We start from the raw sequence: 5,093 nt of genomic DNA on the forward strand, positions 1-5,093 counted from the left end.
GGGCTCGCCACTGGCCTTGGCCTTCTTGCCGGGAATCGCCGGGGCCGTGCGTACCACATGTTCGGCGGCGTCGATGATGTGCTGGTGGCTGCGGTAGTTCTCGCTGAGCATCACGCGGGTGGTGCTGGGTGACGGGAATTCCTGGTTGAACGCCATGAAGTACTTGGGTGAACTGCCGCGCCAGCCGTAGATCGACTGCCAGTCATCACCCACGCACAGCAACGACGAGCGTTGCGCCCCGCGCCCTACGTGCATCGCCGGGCCACGGCTGCGAATCTCGCGCAGGCTGGCGCGGATCCACGAGACGATCTGCGGCGATACGTCCTGGAACTCGTCGATCATCAGGTGCGACATCGGCCGTAGCAGTGGATCGCTGAGCAGCTTGAGGTTCTCCGGGGTGTTCTCACCGAACAGCGAAAACATGCGGTTATAGGTCATGATCGGCGGCGATTGATCGAGCAAATGATCTTCCAGCGCCTTCCAGAAAATGCTCAAGGCTTCAAAGTAGCCCCGGTCCGGGTCGTCCTTGGCGAAGCTCATTTGGCCCACAGCCGTTGGCACATCCAACCCGAGATTCTCGATAAACCCGGCCGCCATCACGAAACTGTCCAACAGCGGCGCCGAGGCCAGCTCGCCCTTGACCTTGTAATCAAAGCCAGGCCCGGCGCTGGCATCGCCCGCCAGGCTGCTTAAAAGGCGCTTTGATGATTCGTAGTTATCGATCCATATCAATGGCTTGCGACAGAAAGCTTGAAACAAGGTGCGCTTTACCGCCCACTCAGCGCGCACTGAAAGCTTTGAATTTGGTCGGCTGATCTGAGCGTTTTCCCGCGGATCAAAACCCAGTACTACCCAGGCATCCAGTTCCGGGATGTAGCCGTGGCAGTGGAATAGCGCACCATTGATTTCGAAAGTCTGGCGACTGGGCTCTATGCCTTTGATCGGCCAGGCGCCGGCGCGAAACCACAGGTCCTCGATCACGTCACAAAGTTCTTCATCGCGCTTGGCTGCCACCTCGGTGACGGCGATGCGTTTCTGCACGTCGGGGTGGTCGCGCTCCAGTTCCTTGAGTTGCAGGCCATGACGGGCCAGTGGTGCGATCAGCTCGCGAAAGCGCGCATGGCGGCCATGCAGCCGGTGATAACAAGTGTTCATCTGTTGGCGCTGGGCGTCGCTGATACGCAGGTCGAAGGGGTTGCTGTCGGCATCGTCGAAACCGCTGCTGAGGTTTTCAAACGCTTGCAGCCGCTCGAAGCCCGGCAGGCTGCGCACCATCGGCAGAATGCGCGAATGAAAGGTACGCACCACGGCCTGGGCTTCTTTGAAACCAAGGGGCTGGCCCCACAGGCCGAGAATTTCCATGAGCTTATTGATGAAGTCTTTGCGCGATTCGCGGGTGAAGGTCACCACGGTCATCGAACTCAGCTCAAAGCCCAGATAGTGGTTAAGCAAGAGGATGCGCAGCACCAGCGAGGTGGACTTACCCGCCCCGGCACCGGCAATCACTGAGGTCGATGGGGTGTCACTGAAGATCATCTTCCATTGCGCGGCACTGGGCTGGGCGTGGGCCGGTAGCAGACGTGCTACGTCAGCCTTCATGCGCTTCTTCACGTCGGCCGTGAGTGGCAAGCGCCAATCGTCGAACAAGCTGTCATCCACCCCCGGTGCGCGGTGCTCGTCGGGGCGAAAGTCGCGGATCAGCAACACCTGCCGACCTTCCTCGAGGCCGTCGGCCTTGCCTTCGCGATAGCCATATTCCACGCCGGCTTCGTGCCCGCTGCGAAAGCCGTCCGCCTGGCCGTGCAGCCAGGAAAACCGATGCTGGGCACGCAAACGCGTCAGGCCATGGCCAAACAAACGGGCGGCGAGCCGTTTCAGCAGGGGCATTTCTGCCAGGGGACGCAGTTCGGGGGGCAGATCGGGCGTTTGTTGCGGCACGCGGACTCCAGCGATGAGGTTGGTTCTGGCGAAGGTGCCATGGTCGCCGGAATCGGCGCGCAGTTCCAGCCAATTGCTTTGTTGTCATGCAGTTAGGCGATGAAGTAAAAGTCAAAACGCCAGCAATCAATCGAATAAACAGATTGGAATCCGGCATTTTTTACGCTTTTTATCGATCATGTACTGCTGGATGATAGCCACCATCCACAGGAGACCCATCATGCTTGAACTTCGACCTTTCACTACCCTGGGCGGCGCCCATCATGGCTGGCTCGATGCCCATCATCACTTTTCCTTTGCCGAGTACCACGACCCCAAGCGCATGCACTGGGGCAACCTGCGGGTGTGGAACGACGACATCATTGCGCCCGGCACGGGCTTCCCGCAGCACCCGCATCGCGACATGGAAATCATCACCTATGTGCGTGAAGGTGCCATCAGCCATGCCGACAACCTTGGCAATAAAGGCCGCACCGAAGCGGGCGACGTACAGGTCATGAGTGCCGGCACCGGGATTGCCCACAGCGAATACAACCTGGAAGCCATGCCCGCCAAGATTTTCCAGATCTGGATCATCCCGAATGAAGCCGGGCTGCCGCCTTCCTGGGGTGCCAAGCCGTTTCCCAAGGGCAATCGCGAGGGCTTTGTGACCCTGGCCAGCGGCGAGGGCGGTGACACTGAAAGCTTGCGCATTCGGGCGGACGCACGCCTGGTGGCGGCTAACCTGAAGGCTGGGGAAAGCGCCGAGTATCGGCTGGACAGCGGGCGCCGGGCGTATCTGGTGCCGGCGACGGGGGTGATTGAAGTCAATGGCCTGCGTGCGCAAGCGCGAGACGGTGTGGCGGTGGAAGATGAGCAGGTGTTGCGGGTAACAGCGGTTGAAGACAGTGAAATCGTCCTGGTAGACCTGGCCTGACCTTCAGCCTGAACCCAATCAACTGTGGGAGCTGGCTTGCCTGCGATGCGCACAACTCGGTACATCAGGTACACAGAGTTGATGCAGTCGCAGGCAAGCCAGCTCCCACATTGCGTCAGTTAGAACTGATGGCGCCGTCTACCAGCACCTGCGCCTCTTCCACCAACTGCTTGAGGTGGTCTTCACCCACAAAGCTTTCAGCGTAGATCTTGTAGATGTCCTCGGTGCCCGATGGCCGTGCGGCGAACCAGCCGTTTTTGGTCATCACTTTCAAGCCGCCGATTGCCTGGTTATTACCCGGCGCGTGGCTGAGGATCTGCTCGATGCTCTCCCCGGCCAGTTGCGTGGAGGTGACCTGCGCAGGCGACAGCTTGCCCAGCAACGCTTTCTGCGCCGGGGTCGCCTTGGCGTCGACACGAATCGCGAACGGCTCGCCCAGCGCGTCAGTCAGGCCACGGTAGATCTGGCTTGGGTCCTGGCCTTTGCGCGAGGTCATTTCGGCGGCCAGCAAGGCCGGGATCAGGCCATCTTTATCGGTGCTCCACACCGTGCCGTCCTTGCGCAGGAACGACGCGCCGGCGCTTTCTTCGCCGCCAAAGCCCAGTGAGCCTTCGAACAGGCCATCGGCAAACCACTTGAAGCCCACTGGCACCTCAAACAGACGACGGCCGATACGCGCTGCAACCCGATCAATCAAGCCACTGCTGACCACGGTCTTGCCCACCGCAGCATCGGCGCGCCACTGCGCACGGTTCTGGAACAGGTAATCAATCGACACGGCGAGGTAGTTGTTCGGTGCCAGCAGGCCACCCGAGGGCGTAACGATGCCGTGGCGGTCGTGGTCCGGGTCACAGGCGAAGGCGACGTCGAAACGGTCCTTGAGGCCGATCAAGCCTTGCATCGCATAGCTGGAGGACGGGTCCATGCGGATCTGGCCGTCCCAGTCGACGCTCATGAAGCGGAAAGTCGAGTCGACCTCGGTGTTCACCACGTCCAGGTTCAAACGGTAGTGCTCGGCAATCGCCGACCAGTAGCGCACCCCTGCTCCGCCCAACGGATCCACGCCCAGGCGCAGGTCGGCGCTGCGGATGGCGTCCATATCGATCACATTGACCAGGTCGGCCACATAGCTGTTGAGGTAGTCATGGCGATGGGTGGTGTCGGCCTTGAGTGCCTGGGCGTGGGTAATGCGTTTAACCCCGGCCAGTTTGTTGGCCAGCAGTTCGTTGGCCTTGGCTTCGATCCACTTGGTAACGTGGGTATCGGCCGGGCCGCCATTGGGCGGGTTGTACTTGTAACCGCCACTTTGTGGCGGGTTGTGCGACGGCGTAATCACGATGCCGTCTGCCAGGCCGCTGGTACGGCCACGGTTGTAGCAAATGATGGCGTGGGAGATGGCCGGGGTCGGCGTGTATTCATCACCTTCAGCCAGCATCACGTGCACGCCGTTGGCGGCCAGCACTTCCAGGGCACTCGCGCCCGCTGGAGTCGACAGTGCGTGGGTGTCCAGGCCGACGAACAAGGGACCATTGATGCCCTGGGCTTCACGGTACAGGCAAATAGCCTGGCTGATAGCAAGTACGTGCCATTCGTTGAAACTCAGCTCGAACGAGCTGCCACGGTGACCGGAAGTACCAAAGGCCACGCGCTGGGTGGAGATCGCTGCATCAGGCTGGCCGGTGTAATAGGCCGTGACCAGTCGCGGGATATCCACCAGCAACTGAGCTGGCGCCGGCTTGCCCGCAAAAGGACTGATTGTCATGCATAAACCTCGAGAAAGAAGGATTCGGAAAAAATGACAGTTTACTGAGAGTTGGACTACTGCGCGACGGTATTGATCCTACAAGACACAGAGAAATTTCATGCATCTAGCTGATCTGTGCATCACGCAGCGCCTCGCCCACCAAGGCCAGGGCAATGTCCAGGTTGGGCTGCCCATGGAAGGTGCTGCTCAACCGCAGATGCTGGTGATGCAGGCCGCACAGGCTGAACAACTCACCGGGCGCCACAACTACCTGACGGGCCAGCAAGGCGTGGAAAGCCTTGCGCATGTCCACCGCCCGGGAGGCGCCCAACCAAAAGGTGGCCCCGCCAGCCGGCATTCGGTAAGTCACTTGATCACCCAGGTGCCGACCCACAAGTTCGCCCATTTCGCGCGCCTGCTCACGCAGCAGAAGGCGTAAGTGGTGCAAGTGCTGGTCGATCTTGCCGCTGTGGTACAGGCGCGCAATCGCGCGCT

General features: G+C 60.6%; 3 protein-coding genes and 1 pseudogene. 1 reads left to right on the forward strand and 3 read right to left on the reverse strand.

Annotated elements, in window-relative coordinates:
- The coding region (locus FEM54_RS24050; protein ID WP_138453388.1) for a UvrD-helicase domain-containing protein at positions 1 to 1,938 on the reverse strand (1,938 nt) is incomplete at its 3' end.
- Positions 1,939 to 2,158: 220 nt separating this feature from the next.
- Here FEM54_RS24050 and FEM54_RS24055 point away from each other — a divergent pair.
- Positions 2,159 to 2,854 carry a pirin family protein gene (locus FEM54_RS24055; protein ID WP_138453389.1) on the forward strand — a complete coding sequence of 232 codons (696 nt, stop codon included), beginning with the start codon at positions 2,159 to 2,161 and terminating at the stop codon, positions 2,852 to 2,854.
- Between the two features lie 115 nt (positions 2,855 to 2,969).
- Here the strand turns inward: FEM54_RS24055 and pgm are convergent, their stop codons facing one another.
- Positions 2,970 to 4,616, reverse strand: a complete 1,647-nt coding sequence (gene pgm, locus FEM54_RS24060) for a phosphoglucomutase (alpha-D-glucose-1,6-bisphosphate-dependent) (RefSeq protein WP_099549798.1) — start codon at positions 4,614 to 4,616, stop codon at positions 2,970 to 2,972.
- 106 nt (positions 4,617 to 4,722) lie between these two features.
- A pseudogene (locus tag FEM54_RS24065) lies at positions 4,723 to 5,093 on the reverse strand (PLP-dependent aminotransferase family protein); the annotation flags it as partial.

This window comes from Pseudomonas edaphica (assembly GCF_005863185.1).
GTDB lineage: Bacteria > Pseudomonadota > Gammaproteobacteria > Pseudomonadales > Pseudomonadaceae > Aquipseudomonas > Aquipseudomonas edaphica.

Excerpts from the sequence above, each read along its gene's own strand:
- FEM54_RS24055 (WP_138453389.1), top strand. The coding sequence starts at position 2,159 with ATGCTTGAACTTCGACCTTTCACTACCCTGGGCGGCGCCCATCATGGC.
- pgm (WP_099549798.1), bottom strand. The coding sequence starts at position 4,616 with ATGACAATCAGTCCTTTTGCGGGCAAGCCGGCGCCAGCTCAGTTGCTG.